Source organism: Serratia sp. OLAL2, assembly GCF_002752475.1.
GTDB classification, from domain to species: domain Bacteria; phylum Pseudomonadota; class Gammaproteobacteria; order Enterobacterales; family Enterobacteriaceae; genus Serratia; species Serratia bockelmannii.
Window position 1 is genome coordinate 333,077 of sequence record NZ_MSTL01000019.1, and the last position, 18,709, is coordinate 351,785.

The 18,709-nt window shown below is 56.3% G+C and carries 15 protein-coding genes and 2 tRNA genes; 11 read left to right on the top strand and 6 right to left on the bottom strand.

Going from position 1 to position 18,709, the window contains the following annotated elements:
* Position 1 precedes the first annotated feature (1 nt).
* From BVU99_RS19000 to BVU99_RS19035, 7 genes are all read left to right on the top strand, one after another.
* Positions 2–1,207, top strand: a complete 1,206-nt coding sequence (locus BVU99_RS19000; RefSeq protein ID WP_080352482.1) for an efflux RND transporter periplasmic adaptor subunit — start codon at positions 2–4, stop codon at positions 1,205–1,207.
* Positions 1,204–3,141, top strand: a complete 1,938-nt coding sequence (locus BVU99_RS19005) for a MacB family efflux pump subunit (RefSeq protein ID WP_099817758.1) — start codon at positions 1,204–1,206, stop codon at positions 3,139–3,141. The genes BVU99_RS19000 and BVU99_RS19005 overlap by 4 nt, the downstream gene beginning before the upstream one ends.
* Positions 3,142–3,144: 3 nt before the next feature.
* On the top strand, positions 3,145–4,512 hold the full coding sequence (locus BVU99_RS19010) for a TolC family protein (RefSeq protein ID WP_060447416.1): 1,368 nt from the start codon (positions 3,145–3,147) through the stop codon (positions 4,510–4,512).
* A gap of 415 nt (positions 4,513–4,927) precedes the next feature.
* Positions 4,928–6,430, top strand: a complete 1,503-nt coding sequence (gene proP, locus BVU99_RS19015) for a glycine betaine/L-proline transporter ProP (protein WP_025302375.1) — start codon at positions 4,928–4,930, stop codon at positions 6,428–6,430.
* Positions 6,431–6,529: 99 nt separating this feature from the next.
* Positions 6,530–7,456, top strand: coding sequence for a LysR family transcriptional regulator (locus BVU99_RS19020; RefSeq protein WP_025302374.1), 927 nt, complete (start codon positions 6,530–6,532; stop codon positions 7,454–7,456).
* Between the two features lie 110 nt (positions 7,457–7,566).
* Positions 7,567–9,195 (top strand): GMC oxidoreductase, encoded by a 1,629-nt coding sequence (locus BVU99_RS19025; RefSeq protein WP_099817367.1) that lies wholly within the window; start codon positions 7,567–7,569, stop codon positions 9,193–9,195.
* Between the two features lie 400 nt (positions 9,196–9,595).
* Positions 9,596–9,865, top strand: coding sequence for a hypothetical protein (locus BVU99_RS19035; RefSeq protein WP_025302371.1), 270 nt, complete (start codon positions 9,596–9,598; stop codon positions 9,863–9,865).
* A gap of 67 nt (positions 9,866–9,932) precedes the next feature.
* Here BVU99_RS19035 and BVU99_RS19040 read toward each other — a convergent pair whose 3' ends face one another.
* The 3 genes from BVU99_RS19040 to BVU99_RS19050 all read right to left on the bottom strand — a co-directional run bounded on the left by BVU99_RS19040 (position 9,933) and on the right by BVU99_RS19050 (position 11,324).
* Entirely contained in the window at positions 9,933–10,484 is a 552-nt protein-coding gene (locus tag BVU99_RS19040; RefSeq protein ID WP_025302370.1) for a hypothetical protein, read from the bottom strand.
* Entirely contained in the window at positions 10,450–10,731 is a 282-nt protein-coding gene (locus BVU99_RS19045; RefSeq protein ID WP_025302369.1) for a hypothetical protein, read from the bottom strand. Before BVU99_RS19045 ends, BVU99_RS19040 begins: the two co-directional genes overlap by 35 nt.
* A gap of 140 nt (positions 10,732–10,871) precedes the next feature.
* Positions 10,872–11,324 (bottom strand): PaaI family thioesterase, encoded by a 453-nt coding sequence (locus BVU99_RS19050; RefSeq protein WP_025302368.1) that lies wholly within the window; start codon positions 11,322–11,324, stop codon positions 10,872–10,874.
* 237 nt (positions 11,325–11,561) lie between these two features.
* Here BVU99_RS19050 and BVU99_RS19055 point away from each other — a divergent pair, with 237 nt between their 5' ends.
* Positions 11,562–12,902 (top strand): anaerobic C4-dicarboxylate transporter, encoded by a 1,341-nt coding sequence (locus BVU99_RS19055; RefSeq protein ID WP_025302367.1) that lies wholly within the window; start codon positions 11,562–11,564, stop codon positions 12,900–12,902.
* 178 nt (positions 12,903–13,080) lie between these two features.
* On the opposite strand, the gene BVU99_RS19060 is transcribed toward BVU99_RS19055, so the two are convergent.
* The 3 genes from BVU99_RS19060 to BVU99_RS19070 all read right to left on the bottom strand — a co-directional run bounded on the left by BVU99_RS19060 (position 13,081) and on the right by BVU99_RS19070 (position 15,553).
* A tRNA-Leu gene (locus BVU99_RS19060) sits at positions 13,081–13,166 on the bottom strand.
* 10 nt (positions 13,167–13,176) lie between these two features.
* A tRNA-Cys gene (locus BVU99_RS19065) sits at positions 13,177–13,250 on the bottom strand.
* Positions 13,251–14,146: 896 nt separating this feature from the next.
* Positions 14,147–15,553, bottom strand: coding sequence for a PLP-dependent aminotransferase family protein (locus BVU99_RS19070; protein ID WP_225735594.1), 1,407 nt, complete (start codon positions 15,551–15,553; stop codon positions 14,147–14,149).
* A gap of 313 nt (positions 15,554–15,866) precedes the next feature.
* Here BVU99_RS19070 and BVU99_RS19075 point away from each other — a divergent pair, with 313 nt between their 5' ends.
* The 3 genes from BVU99_RS19075 to BVU99_RS19085 are packed head-to-tail and all read left to right on the top strand — an operon-like array spanning position 15,867 to position 18,596.
* On the top strand, positions 15,867–16,997 hold the full coding sequence (locus BVU99_RS19075; RefSeq protein ID WP_210403913.1) for a TauD/TfdA family dioxygenase: 1,131 nt from the start codon (positions 15,867–15,869) through the stop codon (positions 16,995–16,997).
* Positions 16,998–17,021: 24 nt separating this feature from the next.
* Positions 17,022–17,807, top strand: coding sequence for a TSUP family transporter (locus BVU99_RS19080; RefSeq protein WP_025302363.1), 786 nt, complete (start codon positions 17,022–17,024; stop codon positions 17,805–17,807).
* Positions 17,808–17,843: 36 nt separating this feature from the next.
* A complete protein-coding gene (locus BVU99_RS19085; protein ID WP_071826108.1) occupies positions 17,844–18,596 on the top strand; it encodes an SDR family NAD(P)-dependent oxidoreductase in 753 nt (250 codons plus the stop codon).
* Positions 18,597–18,709 lie beyond the last annotated feature (113 nt).

Here is an 18,709-nt window from a genome sequence, read left to right on the forward strand (position 1 = left end):
TATGGAAAACCTGGGTATGTCATCACTGAAACTCCCCTCCCGCCGTCTGGCGTTGATCGCCGCCATCGTTTTCATCGCCGTCGCCGTCGCGCTGGCCATTTTTTGGCAACGCCCGCCTCAGCAGGATTACGTTACCGCGCCGGCCCGCCTGGGCGATATCGAAAACGCCGTGCTGGCCACCGGGCGGCTGGATGCCATCGAACGCGTCAACGTCGGCGCCCGCGTCTCCGGCGAAGTCAAATCGCTGAAGGTCAAGCTGGGCGATCGCGTCACCAAAGGGCAACCGATCGCCGACATCGACGATCTGCAACAGCGCAACGATCTGCGCAACGCCGAGGCGGCGCTGAACGTAGTCAAAGCCAATATATTAGCCAAACAGGCCTTGCTGAAACAGGCGGAGTCGCGTTTTAAACGCCAGCGCCGCATGCTGAACGACGAAGCCAGTTCGCGGGAAGACTTCGAGACCGCCGAAGCCTCGCTCGCTACCACTCGCGCCGATCTGCAGGCGCTCAATGCGCAGTTGGTGCAATCGCAGATCGAAGTCGAAAAGAAAAAAATCGATCTGGGCTATACCCGCGTGGTTGCGCCGATGGACGGCATTGTTATCGCCGTGGTCACGCAGCAGGGACAAACGGTCAACTCCAGCCAAAGTGCACCGACCATCGTCAAGCTGGCGCGGCTGGATATGATGACCATCAAGGCGCAGATCTCCGAAGCCGACATCACCCGCATTTCGCCGGGACAAAAGGCGTACTTCACTATTTTCTCCGATCCGGATAAGCGGTACGACGCCACGCTGCGCACCATCGAGCTGGCACCGGAATCGGTGATGAAAGACGACTCGCTCGCCGGGACCAGCTCTGCTTCCGGCTCCGGCACCTCGAACGCCTCGGTCTATTACAACGCGCTGCTGGACGTGCCCAACCCGGAAAACCGCCTGCGCATCGCCATGACCGCGCAGGTGTCCTTGCTGCTCGGCGACGCGAAGAACACCCTACTGGTGCCGATCCAGGCGGTGCATAAAATCGATGGCCAAGAGCAGCAGGTGCAGGTGCTGACCCAAGACCAGCGGCTGGAAACGCGCAAAGTGACCACCGGCATCACCAACAACGTCGACATTCAGATCCTCAGCGGTCTGAAAGCCGGTGAAACCGTGGTGCTGTCGCAGCCCGCCGCCAAATCGGCTGAGGATGGCATCTTCCTGTGAACGCGATCATCGAACTAAAAGGCATCAGCCGAACCTACACCAACGGCGGCCAGGCGCTGACGGTATTGAAAGACATCGATCTGACCATCGCCGCCGGCGAGCTGGTGGCGATCATCGGCGCCTCCGGTTCCGGCAAATCGACGCTGATGAACATCATGGGCTGCCTCGACGTGCCGGATCGCGGCGATTACTACATCAGCGGCCAGAACGCCGCCCACCTGTCGCCGGACGAACTGGCCCGCCTGCGCCGCGAGCATATCGGCTTTATTTTCCAGCGTTACCACCTGATGCCCGATCTCAGCGCGCTGGGCAATGTCGAAATCCCGGCTATCTACGCCAACGCCCGGCGCGATCAGCGGCGGCAGCGGGCGGCGCAATTGCTGGCGCGGTTGGGGCTTGAGGGACGCGAAGACCACAAACCCGGCCAGCTTTCCGGCGGCCAGCAGCAGCGCGTCAGCATCGCCCGTTCGCTGATCAACGGCGGTGAGATCATCCTGGCGGACGAACCGACCGGCGCGCTGGACACCCAATCCGGCCAGGAAGTGCTGGCGATCCTGAGCGAACTGAATCAGCGCGGCCACACCGTGGTGATCGTCACACACGATATGAAAGTGGCGCAACATGCGCAGCGCGTCATCGAACTGCAAGACGGCAAGATCATCGCTGACAGTGGCCGCAAGTCGGCGTCCGGCCCATCGTTGCCGCCGCCGAACCGCAGCCGGCAAAGCGGCTGGCAACGCCTGATCGACCGCACTCGCGAATCGCTGCACATGGCGTTGAAGGCGATGAACGCTCATCGTCTGCGCACCGCGCTGACCATGACCGGCATCATCTTCGGCATCGCCGCCGTGGTCACGGTAGTGGCGCTGGGCGAAGGCGCCAAACAGCGCACGCTGGAAAACCTCAAAGATCTCGGCACGAATGTGGTAAGCATCTATCCGGGCCGCGATTTCTTCGACGACGCCATCGACAGCATCCGCACCCTGGTACCGGCCGATGCCGACGCGCTGTCACAGCAAAGCTTCGTCGACAGCGTCAGCCCGGAAGTAGACGCCTCCGACAGCATCCGTTTTCGCAGCAAATCCGCCACTGCCTCGATCACCGGCGTCGGGCGCGACTATTTCCGCGTTAACGGCGTCGAGCTGTTACAAGGCGTGACTTTCCGCGACGATCGTAATGCGCTGCAGGAAGTGATCATCGACGACAATGCGCGCCAGGCGCTGTTCGGCGATTTCGGCGTCGAGCCGCTCGGCCAGATCGTGTTTCTCGGCTCGGTGCCGGCCCGGGTGATCGGTGTGGCTAAAAGCAATCGCAATTACGCGCCCAATCGCATCACTGTATGGATGCCCTACAGCACTGTCATGTATCGCATGGTAGGCAAACCGACGCTCAGCGGCATCACCGTTCGCCTAAAGGACAATGTCGCCAGCGAATCGGCCGTCACCGCTATCACACAGCTGTTGACCCAGCGCCACGGCGTAAAAGATTTCCGTTTGTACAACTTCGATAAAATCCGAAAGTCCATCGAACGCACGTCAATGACTTTTAGCCTGCTGATCCTGATGGTGGCATCAATCGCGCTGGTGATCGGCAGCCTGGGGGTGATGAACATCATGCTGGTCTCGGTGACCGAACGCACCCACGAAATCGGCGTGCGCATGGCGGTCGGCGCGCGGCGCAGCGACATCATGCAACAGTTCATGATAGAGGCGGTGCTGGTCTGTCTGATCGGCGGCGCATTGGGCATCGCGCTGTCGTTCGCCGCCGGGTCGCTGTTCACCTCGCTGGCGGGCGGTATGTTCACCGCCATCTATTCCTGGCAAGCTGCCGCGACGGCGTTTTTCTGTTCAACTTTAATCGGCATGATCTTCGGTTATCTCCCCGCCCGTAAAGCGGCAAGGATGGATCCGGTCGTTTCATTGGCCAGCGAGTAACCCATGAAAATTTTATCTCCCCTGGCGCTAAGCCTCGTCGCCTTGCTCACCGCCGGCTGCGGCAACGCCCTGAAAAGCGACTACCGGGCGCCGCAGGTCAACTATCCGACGAGCTGGCAGCACGACGCCCACAACGCCGCGCCCACGCCGTTCGACTGGCGCGATTTCCACGATCCTGAGCTCGATCGCTGGCTGCAACAGGTGATGGCGAGCAATAACGATCTGGCCGCCGCCGTACTGCGCGTTTACCGCGCGCAGCTCGAGGCGGAACGCGTCGGCATCAGCACCGCGCCCGGCATCAGCGCCTCATTAGGCAGCGGTATCAATCGCCCGCTGTCCGAGTCCTCCGCGTGGAATAAAACCAGCAACGCGTCGCTCACCACCAGCTATGAAGTCGATCTGTGGGGCAAGCTGGCGCGCCAGCGCGACGCCGCCGAGTGGAGCAGCCAGGCTTCCGTGCAGGATCTGCAGGCGGCGCGCCTGAAACTGTTGGCCGACGCCGCCACCAACTACTGGCGCATCGGTTTTCTCAATCAACAAATCAGCGTCAGCCAGGCGAGCATCGCCTATGCCAAAACGACGCTGCGGCTGGCCAACGCCCGTTATCAGGCCGGCAGCATCTCGGCGCTGGACGTAGTGAACGCGGAACAAAACTTGCTGGCGCAGGAACGCAGCCTGCTGGCGTTACAACACGATCGTCAACAGGCGCTGAACGAGCAGGCGGTGCTGCTGGGCGCGCCATCAGGCCAGGCCACCATCGCGCCCGTGCGCCTGCCGACGACGGCGATGCCGCAGATCAACACCGGCATTCCCGCTAGCGTCCTGAGCCGTCGCCCGGATCTCAGCGCTCAAGAGCTGCGGTTGCGCGCCGCCCTGGCCAACGTCGATGAAAAACGTCTGCAATACTATCCTGCGTTCAGCCTGACCGGTTCACTGGGCGCCAGCAGCAGCGCGCTGCTGGAATTCCTGCGCAACCCGACGGGCAGCCTCGGCGCCGGCCTGACGCTGCCGTTCCTGCAGTGGCGGCAAATGGGCGTGGAGATCAAGATCGCCCGCAACGATTATGAACAGCAAGTTCTGGCCTTCAAGCAGGCGCTGTACAAAGCGATGGGCGATGTGAACAACGCGCTGTCACTGCGCACGCAGCTGCTGGCGCAGGAGACACAGTTGCGCGCCTCATTGGCGTTGGCGCGTAAATCGGAACGGCTGAACGAGGTGCGTTACCGACAGGGCGCCGTCACCATTACCGACTGGCTGAATGCTCAGGAACAACGCCGTCAGGCGGAACTGTCGGTGGATGAAAACCGCTTCGCGCAGTACCAGAATCTGGCGAAAATCTATCTCGAATTCGGCGGTTCATCGGTACCTTAATCCAAACTGCCTGGCCAGTGGGTCAGGCGTTTTTTTTGACGGCAAACACATCAATTTTTCCTGTTTTATCTCCCGTACTCTCTATACTTAAAACATGACCAATTAGACGAAAAATCGTCAAATCGCACATTTATTAGACCATTCTCGCACCAAATCGGTGCAAACACTTAAGTTAAACTGCTGGATTTGATCGCCGCAAGATATAACGTTAAGCTATAGATGCAAAATAATTAGTCACCTAAATGACATAACCTCGGCATAAACGACGGTATTTTGTGATCCACATCCCAACTTAAATGTGGATAATGAATCGTCTTGAACCGCGATTCGATTAGCCGATTTGATAACTCGAAAACAACAGTGAACGGAGATTACGCTTTCACGAACAACGAATAATTCATTAAGGGATGATTATATGAAGTTAAGAAAAAAACGACATAAACCGATGCACATTAACGACATCACCATCATCGATGACAGCAAACTCAAGAAGGCGATCACCGCGGCGGCCCTGGGTAACGCGATGGAGTGGTTCGACTTCGGCGTATACGGCTTTGTCGCCTATGCGCTTGGCCAGGTCTTCTTCCCCGGCGCCTCTCCCGGCGTGCAAATGATCGCCGCACTGGCAACCTTCTCCGTGCCCTTCCTGGTGCGTCCACTCGGCGGCCTGTTCTTTGGTGCCATGGGCGATAAGTTCGGTCGCCAGAAGGTTCTCTCGGTCACCATTATCATTATGGCGGTCAGCACCTTCTGTATCGGCCTGATCCCGTCCTATGCATCGATCGGCATCTGGGCCCCGATCCTGCTGCTGCTGGCCAAACTGGCGCAGGGCTTCTCCGTCGGCGGTGAATATTCCGGTGCGGCGATCTTCGTCGCCGAATACTCGCCGGACCGCAAACGCGGCTTTATGGGTAGCTGGCTGGACTTCGGCTCCATCGCCGGCTTTGTGATGGGCGCAGGTGTAGTGGTGCTGATCTCCAGCATCGTCGGCGAAGCCAACTTCCTCGACTGGGGCTGGCGTATCCCGTTCTTCATCGCCGCGCCGCTCGGCCTGATCGGCCTCTACCTGCGCCATGCGCTGGAAGAAACCCCGGCGTTCCAGCAGCACGTGGACAAGATGGAGAAAGAGGATCGCAACGCCATCGAAAATCCGCCAAAGACCTCGTTCAAAGAGATCGCGGCCAAACACTGGAAAAGTTTGCTGGTGTGTGTCGGTATCGTGATTTCCACCAACGTGACCTATTACATGCTGCTGACTTACATGCCGAGCTACCTGTCGCATAACCTGCACTACTCGGAAGATCACGGCGTTCTGATCATCATCGCCATCATGATCGGCATGCTGTTCGTGCAGCCGGTGATCGGCCTGACCAGTGACCGCATCGGCCGTAAGCCGTTCATTATCGGTGGCAGCATCGGCCTGTTGGCGTTGGCGATCCCGTGCTTCATTCTGATCAACAGCAACGTCATCGGCCTGATTTTCGTCGGCCTGCTGGTGCTGGCGGTGCTGCTCAACTCCTTCACCGGGGTGATGGCCTCCATCCTGCCGGCGATGTTCCCGACGCACATCCGTTACAGCGCGCTGGCGATTTCGTTCAACATTTCGGTACTGATCGCCGGTGCGACGCCGACCGTTGCCGCCTGGCTGGTGGAAGCGACCGGCAACCTGTACATGCCGGCCTACTACCTGATGGTCGTTGCGGTGATCGGTCTTATCACCGGTCTGTACATGAAAGAAACCGCCAACAAGCCGCTGCGCGGCGCGACGCCGGCCGCCTCTGACCGCTCCGAGGCAAAAGAGCTGCTGCAGGAAACCTACGACAACATCGAACAGAAAGTCGAGGACATCAACGCGCAGATCGCCGAACTGGAAAAGAAAAAACAGATCCTGATCGACCAGCACCCCAAACTGGACTGATTCGCTCTGACAAGCAAAAAACCACCCATCCGGGTGGTTTTTTTTGCCTGGCGTGCAGAGAGTGGTAACTTGACCCGGCGGATGCCGAAGGAGAGATGAATGAATCAGTTTCAGGAGATGGCGACCTATATCGCCGTGGTCGAGGCCGCCAACATCAGCGCCGCCGCCCGCCGCTTGGGCACCACCAAGTCGGTGGTCAGCAGACGCATCCAGCAGTTGGAGACGCGCCTTGGGACTGTGCTGTTCGAACGCGGGAAAACGCTTGGGCTGACCGACGCCGGCCACCTGTTCTATCAGCGCGCCGTTCTCATATTAAGCGAAGTGAGTGATGCCGAAGAGTCGGTGCGAACACTGCACGGCCAACTGCAGGGCCCGCTGCGGTTAACCGCGCCGATGGCGTTCAGCATCCGCTATCTGGCACCGCTGTTATCCACCTTTATGGCACAGTACCCGAGCCTCAATCTGGACGTGGAGTACAGCGATCGCCTGGCCAATCTGAATCAGGAGAATTTCGATGTCGCCATCCGTATCGGCCCCTTGGCGGATTCCGACCTGATCGCGCAGCGCATCTGCGCCAACCGCCATTTGATTTGCGCCAGCCCAGCCTATCTTGCCCAGAAAGGCACGCCGATGCACCCGCAACACCTGCAACAGCACCAGGGGTTGCTGTATATTCAGCGCGAACCGACCGGCATGCTGCAGCTCCCCATCGAGGGCGAAATCCGGTCGTTTCGTATCGGTAAACGGCTGCGCACCGATAACGCTTTTCACCTGTTGGCGGCGGCTAAAGCCGGTTTGGGCCTCGCCATCCTGCCCGCATTTATCGCCGCCGACGCGATACGCGCAGGGGAACTGCGCATTGTGTTGGCCGCCTATTCACCCGACGGCGGCGACATTTCCGCCGTCTATCGCCGTTCAAAACGCGCATCCCCCAAGATCAAGGCGCTGGTGGACTTTCTGAGTGAACACATTGGCCATACGCCCAGTTGGGAAACCGCACTCTCCTCTTTCCTGACGTCAACCTGAAAGGTTCGCAAAACGCGAACCCGAGGTTCGAATTTCGCCTGCTTGTTGCTTGTGCTTCAGGGTTTTAGTCTGCAGAACACACACTTTCTGCCCGCTCTGGAGACTCTGCCATGAAAGACTTATCACGCCGTCAGCTGATATCAAAAACGCTTGTCGCTTCAGCCGCCGCCACGCTCGGCGCTTCCACATCGGTTTCCGCATTATCGGCGCAATCACAACCGGCCCAACGGACCAGAGAGACATCCCCTACTTTCGACGTAGTCATCGTCGGCGGCGGCTCCGCCGGCGCAGTGATGGCGGCTCGCCTCAGCGAAAACCCTGCGCGCCGGGTCCTGCTGTTAGAAGCCGGGCACAGTTATGCACCCTACGATTATCCGCGCCTCATCGCGGACAGCGACGTCCTCGGCGCCAATGGCAACCCGGAGTTCGAATGGGGATACCGGACAGAACCCGGCTATGTCAGCCACGCGATCGGCGCTATCCGCGGTAAAGTCCTGGGTGGCAGTTCAGGCGTCAACGGTGCCGTGGCGATCCGCGCCCGTCCGGAAGATTTCAACCGCTGGGATCTGCCGGGATGGGGCTATCAGGACCTGCTGCCCGCCTTCAAAAAACTGGAGACTCGTCATGGCCTGCACGACCGCGCAATCCATGGCGATAGCGGCCCTTTTCCCGTCGTGCAACTCACATTGGATGACATCACGCCAATGCAACGCGCTTTCGTCGCCGCCACGCGCGCCAACGGCTATGACGCGATTGACGATTTTGATGGCCCTTCAGCCAATGGCGTCGGCCCCTACCCGATGAATATCGTCAACGGCGTACGCGTTAACACCGGCATGGCCTATCTGGATGAGAAAACCCGCGCCAGAGACAATCTTACCCTGCGTGCAGATACGCTGGTCGACCGCGTGATATTTGACGGGCAGCACGCGATCGGCGTCCGCCTGGCCAGCGGCGAAGAAATCCATGCCGCTGAAGTGATCCTGAGCGCGGGAACCTACGGTAGCGCCGCCGTTTTGATGCGATCCGGCATCGCGCCTGCGCAACAGTCGAAGCGTCTGGGGATCCCCGTCGTCGCCGATCTCCCCGTCGGCGAAAACCTGGTCGATCACCCCTTTTATTACAATGCCTACGCCGCCCGCCCCGATGTCATCGGCAGCCAATCGCCGGTTATCGGTGCCAAGCTGTGGACCCACAGCAGCCAGGCGGAACCGGGAGAGCTCGATCTGCACATTACCGCGACGCATCTGTTTCCTCATGACCAAAGCCCTACCGGCGTCGGTTTTGTCTTGGCGGTGGCGCTGACTCGGCCACAATCCACCGGACGAGTCTGGCTGGAAAGCCGCGATCCAGCGGCAGCCCCTTACATTGACCTTAACTTCCTGGCGCAAGAGAGCGACCGCGTTCGCTTGCTGGAGGGGGTTAAACTGGCGCGAAAAATAGGGCAAACCGCTCCGCTGTCTACGCTTATCCACAGCGAGCTTGCGCCCGCTGCAGACAGCGACGAGGCCATTCTTGCCTCGATGGCAGCGACGTTGGATACCTATCATCACCCGACCTCTTCCGCGCCGATGGGAAATGCCGGCGAACCGAAGGCGGTCGTCGACCTTCAGGGCCGCGTACACGGCGTATACGGGCTTCGGGTCGTCGACGCATCCATCTTCCCCGACGTTCCCTCCGTCGCCACTAATGTGACGACGATCGCCACCGCCGAGCATATCGCCCGACACTACGCCTGACCGTTTGGCGGCAAGAAAGGCTGTTGAAACCCGGCCGGTCATCCTGATGGCCGGCCTTCGCCATTCCGCAGCGGCACAATCGAAATAACGGCGGCACATTTTATCCTGCCGGGAAACGATGTTACCCTTGTGGCCACCGTCACCTCTGCAAAACATTCTCATGGGCAAAATGGATCTTCCCGTCATCATCGGCATCCTGGTTATGCTAACCCTATGGCTCGGCGCGCTCTTCAACATCGGCGATCTCAGCCTCACTATTTCGCGCCTGTTTCACTGGTTCGAAAGCCAACGTGGATAACCTGGGTTCGCGATAACGCAGGCAGCGAGCAAACATCGGCTATGATTGAAAGACGTTACGTCATTTTCCGAGACTGTCGCTCGCGATAAAGAGGACCGCATCATGACCGACTATGGGTTCTACAATCAAATCCTGACCCGGCTGGCCGCCAATCACCCCGGCACGCTGGATGAGAAAACCTACGAACTGTGGAAGCAGGACGCCACCAGCCCGCACGCCTTCGCCGATCCCTTCGCCTATCTCAAAACCAAGGGGCTGATACAGGCCTATGTGATGAGCGACATCGACGAGAACAACTATGATATCGACCCGCATCAAACGCGGATCACCGCCGCCGGCCTTGAATTCATTCGCAACGGCGGGTTTAAATAAGGGGGATTCGCGCCAACAAAAAACCGCCAGACGGCGGTTTTTTTACTCTAAAAGCATCCGGACCGGCTCAGGCGGGGAAAGGCCGATAAAAAATGCGCAGCACTTCGTTATCACCCTGGCGTAAAAAACCGCCTTCCGGCTGCCAGCGCAGATCGCGCGCCAGATTGAGATTTTCCCAGCCGACCGCGCCCCCCACGCCGATGCAAAGATTTTTATTGCCTGCGGCAAATCCCGCACCGGTACCGATCATGGCATGCAGCAAACGGGGCGCAGCCGCGTCGCGCAGGGAGAATATGCCGATAAAACATCCCTGCGGCGCGCGCAGCATATCGGCCATAGTGCGGATCTCGGTATCATCCGGGCTAACGAAATGTTTGTATTGCTTATCGAACACCGTCTGCCACAACTGCTTGTATTTCGCCTTGCTGAGCGCGCCAGAACGGTGGGCACAAAGCACCACCGCATCCCAGCACATCTCCCCGCTGAGCGAAAGATACTCTTCCGTATCGGTTTGCGGCTTATCGGCGTAATGCCGTGCAAATTCGGCCGCATTCAAATGCGGCGGCACGGCCTGTTTGGCAACGTCACTCTTGTAGCGCTTGAAATTCAACCAATGCATGGGGACTGTCCTCTTCACCCTCTAGATTAATGAACCTGAAGCCGTGGATGAGACGAGCCATCAAATCCAGAGCGTCGTCGGCGATGGCGGTTTCGTCGTCATTCAGCCCCTGTTCCACCGAGCGCTCAATCGCGTTCATCACCGCCGGAGCGCTGGTTTCTTCCCCCTGCGCCACCACGTCTAATACGGCTTTGCCGATCGCCAGACAAAGCTCATGATCAAACTCAACCTCTTTATACGGCTGCATAACCACCCCGATAAATTTTTACCCAAGAATACTAGACCACAATGGCGTATCGCGCCTGTCATCGTAGCGCAGCAAGGTATGCAGCCGAAGAGAAATGCATCAGGCCCCGGGTTGATAGCCCGAAGCCCGATAAAGGCAGGTTATTGCGGGGCTTGATCGGTAGGACGAATGATAAAACACGTGGCGGTTGCCGAGGCCAGCAGCTTCCCTTCCGCCGTTTTGAGCGTGCCTTCGGCGAAAGCGACATTTTTCGACGCATAGACCAGACGCCCCTCGGCGATCAGATCACTCTCCTTTGGCACCGGGCGCAACATTTTAACCTGCAGATCGACGGTGCCATAACCAATCCCTGCGCCCAGCGTACTGTGCACCGCGCAACCGGTCACCGAGTCCAATACCGTAGCGGCGAAACCGCCATGTACGCCCCCCAACGGATTCAGATGGCGCCCGTCTGCTCGCGCCACAATACGGATATACCCCTCTTCAACCGCGTCCGGTTTCATGGGCACCGTTTCAGCGATTGAAGCCGGTGGAATTTTGCCGGCCATCGCAGCCTGTAATAACGCCAACCCCGTCATTTTTGTCGGATCCATTGCTCTCTCCTCTGGTGGTGAACCGGTTATATAGGAGAGGTCTGACCTCTTGACTTGCTTTTTCGTGCTGATGTCGTCAGCCGCCTGCTCTTCAGATTCTCTGAACGTGACCGCCATCACTCTTTAGAGTTAATAACCACAATTTTTTAGCGCCTTTAGATTTAAAACAACTTTCTGCTGTAAACGCCGCCGGAAACTGAACGCAGTTAAGTTCAACATTATTAAGGCGTATCTATCATGGATTTCTTTCTGCAATTAGCGGTTATATTGGCATGCTTGCTGTATGGGGCGCGTAAGGGCGGCATTGCGCTGGGGTTACTGGGCGGTATCGGTTTGATGATCCTGGTGTTCGGCTTTCACCTGCAGCCCGGCAAACCGCCGGTAGACGTGATGCTGGTGATCATCGCGGTGGTGGCGGCCTCCGCCACCCTGCAGGCCTCAGGCGGGTTGGACGTCATGCTGCAGATCGCCGAGCGGATGCTGCGGCGCAACCCGCGTTATGTCTCGATCATCGCACCGTTCGTCACCTGCATTCTCACGATCCTGTGTGGCACCGGCCATGTGGTCTACACCATCTTGCCAATCATCTATGACGTGGCGATCAAAAATAACATCCGCCCGGAACGGCCGATGGCGGCCAGCTCGATCGGCGCGCAGATGGGCATTATCGCCAGCCCAGTCTCAGTGGCGGTCGTTTCACTGGTGGCGATGCTCAGTAGCTACACCTTCAATGGCCGCCATCTGGAATTCCTCGATCTGCTGTCTATCACCATACCTTCCACCCTGTGCGGCATTCTGGCGATCGGCATCTTCAGTTGGTTCCGCGGCAAAGACCTGGACAAAGATCCCGAGTTCCAGAAATTCATCTCGGTGCCGGAGAACCATCGCTACGTCTATGGCGACGCCGCCACCCTGCTGGACCGGGTATTACCGCGCAGCAACTGGATCGCCATGTGGATTTTCCTCGCCACTATCGCCCTGGTGGCGGTGCTGGGAGCCTTTTCCGACCTTCGGCCCAGCTTCGGTGGCAAGCCGCTCTCCATGGTCCTGGTGATCCAGATGTGTATGCTGATGGCCGGGGCGCTGATCGTCATCATTACCCGCACCAACCCGGCGTCTATCTCTAAAAACGAGGTGTTCCGTTCCGGCATGATCGCCATCGTGGCGGTGTATGGCGTCGCCTGGATGGCGGAAACCATGTTCGGCGCGCACCTGGCGCAGATAGAAGCCACGCTGGGCGTGCTGGTGAAAGAGTACCCTTGGGCCTATGCGCTGATCCTGCTGCTGGTGTCGAAATTCGTCAATTCGCAGGCCGCCGCACTGGCGGCGTTGGTGCCGGTGGCGTTGGCAATCGGCGTCAACCCGGCCTATATCGTCGCTTCGGCGCCGGCCTGCTATGGCTACTATATTTTGCCAACCTACCCCAGCGATCTGGCGGCGATCCAGTTCGACCGCTCCGGCACCACCCGCATCGGCCGCTTCGTGATCAACCACAGCTTTATTCTGCCCGGTCTGATCGGCGTCAGCGTCTCCTGCGTCTTCGGTTGGATCCTCGCCGCGGCGTTCGGTTTCTTATGAGTTGTACTTCGGAGCCCTGCGGGGCTCCCTGCAAGCAGGATGACAATCCATGGGGATAGGGTATGGCAAGAAAGGGCAGAATGCAGGTGTAATGCGAATTCCAGAAACAAAAAAACCGCCTCTCGGCGGTCTACGACATTACTACTTATTGCTTTGATTATTCGGTATTTTTATTCCCTGGTACCCGGGGCGGGACTTGAACCCGCACAGCCATAAGCCGAGGGATTTTAAATCCCTTGTGTCTACCGATTTCACCACCCGGGCTCGGGAAAGTTGGAGGCGCGTTCCGGAGTCGAACCGGACTGGACGGATTTGCAATCCGCTACATAACCGCTTTGTTAACGCGCCTTTATTCTGTTTGCCTTTTCAGGCCAAAGCCGGTGATTCACCCACTTCGTTTTGTTCTTTTGGTTGGCGATGTTGAAATCGCTTATCCTAATCATCTGATTCTTAAGTAATTTATTTCGTTACCGCCGAATCGATGGACTGCATTATGGACTAAACCCCCCACCTTGGCAACCCCCCGAAATAGCAAAAAGTTCTCTAACGCTTTCAACTGCTTATTTTGTGGGCGCACTGTTCACAATGCCGACGGAAAGGCAAGCGGAATGTTGATTTTATATGCGTCGGCTCGGGAATTCACGGGCAAATCGGATCTTTTTTTCTCTACAGGAATCGCTTACCTCCCCCTCTCCGGCTTTTCACCTGCTTATGATGATGGGATATCATGCAAAACATCATCATGGGGACATCGCGCAATCTCCAGCGCCGCAGCCCTGAACGGCCAACGCAACTGCAGAGCTGGGGACTTACGCCAGGTTGTCCAACGCACGATGGGTCGGCATCAATCCCCCTGCAGAGCACCGGCACGATGTCCAATCAAATGTGCCTGTTTTCGCCGTTCAACGGGGGCATCCTACGGTATGAAAACGACTGGAGATATAGGGACATATGAAGTTGTTCTATCACTCTACCGTGCCAGCTCAATGCCCTGACAGCAGCGTTACTGATTGGGTGCAGCTTGGCTTATCATTCGATGACAAGCTTGCCCACTTAGAAGGACGGAGGGTCTGCTGAGTTAGTGCAAGTTACTTTTTAAGTATGCCCAGTGGAAAAGCTGTAGAACCAGTCGCAGAGCCCCTTAAATGCCCAAAGATTGATTCAGGCTAAGGATCGAAGCTCCATTGGACACGGCCTCCCCCGACGAACTGTCGCCTGACGGCTACTTATATGTATGCGCTGCTTTAGTAAAACAAGCGTGGTTCGGGAGAGGCTAGCAAGCTGGCCAGCGTGGTTAACGCAAACTTCAGTTCGGCGCGACTCGGTGACATCAAGGCAATTCGCACGCCATTAGAGGCGATAGTACGCTGTGCTAGGAACTGGCTGCCGCTAACGACCATTACCCCATGAGCACGGGCCAAGTTGGCAAACTCATCGCAAGTCCATGGTTCGGGCAATTCCAACCAAACGTGGAAGCTGTTGGGCTGGCTGCAAATTCGATAACTGCCAAGAACTTCCTTGACCAGTCTCTGCCGTGCAGCGGCCTCATCTTGCTGCGCTTTGACTAATCGCTCACCCATACCGCTGCAGATCACGTTGCTGGCCAACTGTGCCATCATCGGCGAAGGCATCCATACGCTGCTACGGACCATGGATGACAAGCGTGAGAGAGTCTCAGGAGGCGCGTACAGGTAGCCAATACGTAACGCGGGAAGAATGCTCTTTGAAAGGCTCGTCAAATAGATGGATCGCTCAGGTGCATAGGCCGAAATCGGTTTACTCGCTGGCTGGACCTCCAGAAAACCGTAAATATCATCGTCAATAATGAATACATCATGCTCGCGGGCAATCTGCGCGATTGCCTCGCGACGCTCCGGGGGCATGATTGAATTAGTTGGATTTTGGTGGGTGGTTACGCAAATTAGTAACGCTGGGCGGTGCTCAACGCAAGCGGCGCGGAAGGCCTCAGGGAGTAGCCCGAATTCATCTATCTGTACGCCCTGCAGTCGCCGATCGAGGCTATGAGCAAGAGAGATGATTCCAGGATAGCAATGCTCTTCGCACAAAATCACATCATTGGTTTTCGATAGGCTACTGATCGCCACTAGCAAGCCATGCTGCGCTCCGGAAGTGAGGACGATCTGCTGCCACGTTGCATCTGGCAGACTGCGTTGCACCCAACGAGCCCCCGCTTGCTTGTGTACTGCGTGCCCACCATCGCTGGTGTAGTCCATCACACGGCCCAAATCCGCTGAGTGCGCGAGTTCAATAATTGACTGCCGCAACCAACCGTCTATGTCGGCGTCACTAGGCTTAATTATTGAAAGATCAATCTGTGCATTGTCTTCGGGGGAGCGCTCGCCTATCGCGCGTGGCGCAGCCTTGGTTTGGGCAGGCAGGACAAAGGTCCCGCGACCGACCTCACCGATCACTAGCCCACGTTTGGCCGCTTCGTCATAGGCACGGCCAATGGTCCCAGGAGTGACTTTCAAAGTTCCAGCGAGATCCTTGAGCGTTGGCAGCCGCTCGTCAGGCTGCAGGCGCCCGGAATTGATGTCCTGCTCCAGGGCATCGGCAATCATCAGGTAAACCGGTTTCTCATGATCGCTGTATTGAGGGACCCACATAGGTAAAGCACCAGATATCTTCATGAATGCCAAATCCTAGCATAAAAGTATATGCAAGCGTTATGGGTGTAATCGAGGAACCCGTTAAAGGTTATCGAGCTATTTTCAGAATATTTCCTTGATTTCATTACTTAGCCCACCCTAATTCTCGCAAAAACCGCAGGTAACCAGAGAATTAAAATAAAAATAAATAGTTTAAAATCAAAAAATTAATACCAAAGCATGTGTTAGTTAAATCATTGTGACAGAAATTAATTGAATTTCCGCAATCGATTCAATTACAGTAATTGAATCGATGCAATTAGGTTGAATTGATCGATTCATTAATGGCGTCTGCTTGAGACAAAGCAAAAAACGTGATTTAAATCACAAAAAACAACAACAGGGAGTGCTGTCCGCAAAACAAGCGAGTCGAGCACCGAAATATGGAAACTTAGTTGAAATGGAACGCACACAGCACAATCAGGACACCGAGTCTGTGACAACGTTGGAGATCCGCCTGCCATGGGTCACCTCCAGCGCATGGCAAACGGTGTTAAGCCAGACTCCGCTGGATTTTGAATCCACCAAGGATATTTATTTTCAGCTTAAGGAGCAGGCCCAGGACATAATTGGAGCCGAACTAACTCGCCAGATCCGTACATTCGTTGAAGACCCGGCGATTACTGCAATGGTGATAAGGAATTGCCCACGAGATCGTGATACTCCGCCGACACCGTACTCTGGCGTGTTGAGTCCGAAGAGCACCCCCATTGCCTGCCTCGTGAACCTCTCGCTGCAAAGCCTGTTAGGTATTCACCCCGTCGTATACGAAGGTGAAAATGACGGTCGTTTATTTCGGCATGTGATTCCTTCACGAGCATCAGCTAGTCAGAAAAGTTCTCACGGTTCCCGTCTTCGCTTTTCCTACCACGTAGACAACCCAGATTTGCCGTTGTCGTCTGAGGCTGTCGGCGATATTTCGTGCTGCCCGGAATACTTGTCGTTCGTCGGCATACGCTGCGACCCACGAATCAACACCACACTAGTCAATCTTGATGAAGTCCTCAACAGCCTTCCGGATTCTATTGTGCATGAACTGAGTTTGCCGAATTTTGAAGTGCGACGCCCGGATTCTTTCGCCAGTAATCGTCGTTCGACGCCTAACCTGGCTGTGTTGGTCCGAGGGTTGGGCAACGAGTGGTTGTATCGTTTCGATAGTGAAAACACGTACGGCACAAATACCCCTGCCGCACACGCGCTTGATGTCCTGCGAACGATGCTTGAAACCCGTAAGTTCGATAAGCCGCATCTCTTGCTACCTGGGGACTTCATGATCTTCAAGAACCAGCGGGTACTCCACGCTCGGGATGCTTTCGAGCCGCAGAATGACGGTGCAGATCGTTGGCTAATTCGTTTGTTCGCGGTCAATAGCCTGAGCCGAGTGCGCTTGGCGCGTGCAGATCATCTTTACGAAGTCCTTTCCTGAATTTTTTCTTATAGAGGTATTACCATGGAACTACTAGGAGCCTATTGGGCTGAGCATTGGATATTTGCGATTATTTTGCTGGGTACTATTGCGTTTATAGCTGGCTTTGTCGACAGCATCGCAGGTGGTGGAGGCTTGTTCTTGGTGCCGGGCTTTTTGCTCGTTGGCCTGCCGCCGCAAGTCGCACTGGGCCAGGAAAAATTAGTCAGTACCTTGGGAACTCTTGCGGCGATAAGGAATTTTCTGGTCAATAGCAAGATGGTCTGGAAGGTGGCTCTTGTAGGCGTCCCATTTTCGCTATTGGGCGCGTATCTGGGGGCGAACCTGATTGTTTCAATTCCACAGGAAACTGTCGGTAAGATCATTCTTGCTTTGATCCCCTTTGGTATTCTGATTTTTCTTACACCAAAAGATCGGCCAGTACAGGAACATGTCTTGTCTCATGGAATGCTGTTTACTGTGGTGCCACTGACATGCTTGGTTATTGGCTTCTATGATGGTTTCTTCGGGCCAGGCACAGGAAGCATGTTTATTATTGCCTTTCACTACCTGCTCAAAATGGACCTGGTTTCCAGCTCCGCAAACTCCAAGACATTCAACTTTGCCTCAAACATCGGGGCGCTGGTGGCATTTGTTATTGCCGGCAAGGTGATTTATTTGCTTGCTTTGCCGTTGGTGGCCTGCAACATCCTTGGCAACCATCTGGGCAGTGCCTTGGCAATTCGTAAGGGCAATGACGTCGTGCGTAAAGCTCTAGTATTTTCGATGCTCTGCTTGTTCGCCAGTCTTGGCGTGAAGTATCTGGCCTGAGTTTCCAACGATATTTCTAACAAAGGTAGGAATAGTATGCGAACTGCATTAGTCACCGGGGCTTCAGCCGGCTTTGGTAAAGCAATCTGTCATCGGCTGATTGCCGAAGGCTATCGGGTCATAGGCGCTGCACGCCGCATGGAGAAGCTCTTGCTCCTGCGGCAGGAGCTTGGCGAACAGTTCATCCCGCTGCCGCTGGATGTCACTGATCCGCTGTCCCTCGACAAGGCGTTCGAGCAGGTGAGTGAGGCCCCGTTTTCCATTGATATACTGGTGAATAATGCGGGGCTGGCGTTGGGCATTGAGCGTGCACAGCAGAGCAATGTACAAAATTGGGAGCGCATGATCGCCACTAACATCACCGGTCTTGCCCTCGTCACTCATCGAGTTCTGCCAGGGATGGTTGAGGCTAACAGCGGACTGATCATCAACATTGGATCGATCGCCGGGACCTACCCATATCCGGGAGGTAATGTATATGGAGCCAGCAAGGCTTTCGTCAAACAATTCAGTTTGAATCTGCGCGCCGATTTGGCTGGTACCCATGTGAGAGTTACCAATATCGAGCCCGGCCTGTGTTCTGGGACTGAATTCTCGGTGGTACGACTCAATGGCAATATGGAAGCGGTCGAAGCTCTGTACAAAGATGTAAAAGCTATTGCTCCTGAGGACATCGCCAACACTGTATTCTGGATCATCCAGCAGCCGGAGCATCTGAATATCAACACGATAGAAATAATGCCGGTGGCCCAGAGCAGTGCGGCTCTCAATGTCGTACGCAACCTGTAGTGGGGTACTCGGATCAGTTGTGATCGGCATGGGATAGGAGTGGCACTCGAATCCCAGGTCGCGCTCTACTGCCAGGCTGACTACCGCATTGCCCAGCGTGAACAGCGCCATCG

Excerpts from the sequence above, each read along its gene's own strand:
- BVU99_RS19000 (WP_080352482.1), top strand. The coding sequence starts at position 2 with ATGGAAAACCTGGGTATGTCATCACTGAAACTCCCCTCCCGCCGTCTG.
- BVU99_RS19010 (WP_060447416.1), top strand. The coding sequence starts at position 3,145 with ATGAAAATTTTATCTCCCCTGGCGCTAAGCCTCGTCGCCTTGCTCACC.
- proP (WP_025302375.1), top strand. The coding sequence starts at position 4,928 with ATGAAGTTAAGAAAAAAACGACATAAACCGATGCACATTAACGACATC.
- BVU99_RS19020 (WP_025302374.1), top strand. The coding sequence starts at position 6,530 with ATGAATCAGTTTCAGGAGATGGCGACCTATATCGCCGTGGTCGAGGCC.
- BVU99_RS19025 (WP_099817367.1), top strand. The coding sequence starts at position 7,567 with ATGAAAGACTTATCACGCCGTCAGCTGATATCAAAAACGCTTGTCGCT.
- BVU99_RS19035 (WP_025302371.1), top strand. The coding sequence starts at position 9,596 with ATGACCGACTATGGGTTCTACAATCAAATCCTGACCCGGCTGGCCGCC.
- BVU99_RS19040 (WP_025302370.1), bottom strand. The coding sequence starts at position 10,484 with ATGCATTGGTTGAATTTCAAGCGCTACAAGAGTGACGTTGCCAAACAG.
- BVU99_RS19045 (WP_025302369.1), bottom strand. The coding sequence starts at position 10,731 with ATGCAGCCGTATAAAGAGGTTGAGTTTGATCATGAGCTTTGTCTGGCG.
- BVU99_RS19050 (WP_025302368.1), bottom strand. The coding sequence starts at position 11,324 with ATGGATCCGACAAAAATGACGGGGTTGGCGTTATTACAGGCTGCGATG.
- BVU99_RS19055 (WP_025302367.1), top strand. The coding sequence starts at position 11,562 with ATGGATTTCTTTCTGCAATTAGCGGTTATATTGGCATGCTTGCTGTAT.
- BVU99_RS19070 (WP_225735594.1), bottom strand. The coding sequence starts at position 15,553 with ATGAAGATATCTGGTGCTTTACCTATGTGGGTCCCTCAATACAGCGAT.
- BVU99_RS19080 (WP_025302363.1), top strand. The coding sequence starts at position 17,022 with ATGGAACTACTAGGAGCCTATTGGGCTGAGCATTGGATATTTGCGATT.
- BVU99_RS19085 (WP_071826108.1), top strand. The coding sequence starts at position 17,844 with ATGCGAACTGCATTAGTCACCGGGGCTTCAGCCGGCTTTGGTAAAGCA.